Below are 2,902 nucleotides of genomic sequence, written 5' to 3'. Positions count from 1 at the left end.
GGTCAGTGCCTCCACCAGCACGGGCCGACCCAGCTCGGGCAGGTCGTCAGCGACCTCGTACAGCTCACTCGGGTCGAGCACTGGTGGAGACCTCCTCGCAGAGTCCGTCAGGTGGCGTCACCGAGGATGAAGCCACGGCGGTGCTGGTCCATTCCTACCGTTGAGGTCAGTATCCCGCGCCGGTATCCTGACGTGACAGGGTCCCGTCCTGTCACGGTGACGACCGGTGGGTCGTCGAACGGCCGTCTCTGCCAACGGTCGGTGCCGGAGGCGAGTACCGGACGCCACACGCGAGTACCGGACGTCAGTACCAGACGTACGCGTTCGCGTGCCACGCGGCCAGGCCGATGACCCACAGCACGATGTCGAGGATGCCGAGGACGAAGCCTGCGGTCGCCTGCCCGCCGCCGCCACCGCGCCTGCCGCGGGCGCCGAAGACGATCGCCGCGATACCGAACGCAATCCCGACGAAGAAAAGGCCGACAATTCCGCAGACCAAGCTGATGGTTCCGTCCCGCTTGGCGGTCGGCGTCCTGGTTGGTCCATAGCTCATGTGCGCTCTGTTCCCGTGGAACAACGCCGGTACACGCCGCGATGGGCGACTATCCGCGAGTGTTTGCTCACAGATGTCGGTCCATCTCGGCGGGTCAACCGTCGGTGATCGATGTCGGTGGCTGATGTCAGTGATCAATGCCGGCGATCAGTCCGGGTGGGTCAGGCGGCGGCGGGCGCCCTAAGGCGATGCAGGGCCGTGGGCAGCTCATCCGAGTGGACCACTGTGAGCGTCTGGGTCGCTCTGGTCATGGCAACGTAGAGGTCGGCGAGCCCGCGCCGCGAGCCGGCAACAATCGCGCTCGGCTCGACCAGGATGATCGCGTCGAACTCCAGACCCTTGGACTCCGCCACTGTGAGGACCGCGACGGTGGCGGTGAGCACGTCCACGGTGCCCGCCTTTGTCTCTGCATTGCCCGGCACCGCCTCTGTGCCGGGTACCGCCTTGGCACTGCCGGCAATGGCATCTGCCGGCTCGGCCGTGAGTGCCGCGCGTATCCGCTCGGCAAGATCGGTTGGGCAGATCACCGCGACCCTGCCGTCGCCGACATCCTCGGCCGCGCGACTGGCCGCGTCCAGCGCCGCGGCCACCAGCGTGTCGCCGCCGCGCGTGCCTGTACCGCCACCGCCACCGGAACCGCCATCGGCACCCCCACCGGCGCGGACGCGCAGCGCGACCGGATGCCGTCCGGTGGAGCGCACTGAACGCGGTGGCTGCGCGGCCGGGTCCTGCGCGGCGAGCACGTCAGCGGCCACATCCATGATCTCGGCAGGGGTCCGGTAGTTGACGCTGAGGCGTTCCACCCGCCACCGGTCGCCGATATGCGGGGTCAGCGCTTCGGCCCACGAACGGGCCGCGGCCGGGCTCGCCGCCTGGGCGAGGTCACCGACGAGGGTGGCCGACCGCATCGGACAGCGCCGCCACAACAGCCGCCACAGCATCGGCGACACTTCCTGGGCCTCGTCGACGATGAGATGACCGAAGGTCCAGGACCGGTCGCCGCGAGCGTGTTCGACGGCGCTGCGCCGCTGCCGGGACCCGGACCAGCGCTGCGCCATTCCCGCCGCCATCGCCTCCGCATCGGCCAGCCCGGCGAGGCCGAGCCCGTCAAGGACCTCGCGTGCGTACTCCCGCTCGGCGCGCTGCTCCCGTTCCGCCTCCCAGTCGGCGAGGTCGGTGGCGTCGGCGTCGGGATCGCCGAGCAGCTCGGCGGCTTCGTCGAGCAGGGGCACGTCACCGGGCGTCCAGGCGGCACCGGTCGCCCGGTGCAGCAGGTGCTGCTCATGTCTGGTCAACCTTGCGGCCGGCGCGGCGGCGGCGAGCCTGGCCGGTGTGGCGAACAGGTCGGCGAGTAGATCCTGGGGGGTCAGCCGCGGCCACAGCGCGTCGATGGCCGTCCGGACCGCCCGGTCGGCGCGCAGGTCGGCGGCGATCTCGTCGCGTTCGTCGTCGTCGAGCAAGCCACCGGGAAGGTTCGCGACAACCTGGTTGGTGAGCGCCGCGACCGTCTCGCGGACGAACACCCGCCGGGCCAGGTTGTGAGGACGGCGGCTGCGCCGCGCCCGAGTCCGAGCGCTCTCGATGATACGGCGCTCCAGGCGAAGCACGGCGCCGTCGTAGGGGACGTCCACCCCGTGCACCGGGATCTCCTGGCGGTCCTTCACGGCTTCGGCCAGCAGCCTGGCCATCCGCAGATCCCCCTTGAGGGCGATGACGCGGCCGTCCTCGCCGCCGACGGCGTCGACCCCGGGAAACAGTCGGCTCGGGGTCGCGAAGACCACACCCGTCTCACCGAGGGAGGGCAGCACCTGCTCGATGTACCGCAGGAAGGTCGGGCTCGGGCCTACCACCAGGAGGCCGGAGCGGGCGAGCCGCTCCCGCTCGGTGTAGAGCAGGTAGGCGGCCCGGTGCAGGGCCACCGCGGTCTTGCCGGTGCCCGGTCCGCCGTCCACCACCAGGACACAGGACGAGTCGGCGCGGATCACCCTGTCCTGCTCGGCCTGCAGCGTCGCGACGATGTCGTGCATGCGCCCGGATCGGGGTGCGGACAGGGCTTCCAACAACGGCCCGTCGCCGCTCGATCCGCCGACGGAGCTTCGCGGTATGCCCGTGACGTCGAGGACGTCATCGGTGAACCCGCTGACCTCCCGTCCCTTGATGCGCAGGTGACGGCGTCGGGACAGCCCGTGCGGGTCGGCGAGGGTCGCCCGGTAGAAGGCGGTGGCCACCGGGGCCCGCCAGTCGATCAGTATGGGTTCGTGCTCGTCGTCGGACAGTCCGATACGTCCGATGTAGACGCGCTGGTGGCCGGCGTCGTCCAGCGCACGAGAATCGGTGCCGCCGCCATCC

General features: G+C 70.7%; 2 protein-coding genes. Both read right to left on the bottom strand.

Translation table 11 applies throughout. The annotated features are described in order from the left end of the window. Positions 1–304 precede the first annotated feature (304 nt). Entirely contained in the window at positions 305–553 is a 249-nt protein-coding gene (locus tag U9980_RS17625; RefSeq protein ID WP_322749009.1) for a hypothetical protein, read from the bottom strand. 161 nt (positions 554–714) lie between these two features. After that, positions 715–2,902 (bottom strand): HelD family protein (locus U9980_RS17620; protein ID WP_322768920.1); only part of this gene is annotated, 2,188 nt, incomplete at its 5' end.

It is taken from the genome of Protofrankia sp. Cr1 (genome assembly GCF_963555865.1).
In the GTDB taxonomy this organism is placed as follows: domain Bacteria; phylum Actinomycetota; class Actinomycetes; order Frankiales; family Frankiaceae; genus Protofrankia.
The sequence above is the reverse complement of the archived record's forward strand: the minus strand, read 5'-3'. Positions and strand labels throughout refer to the sequence as shown.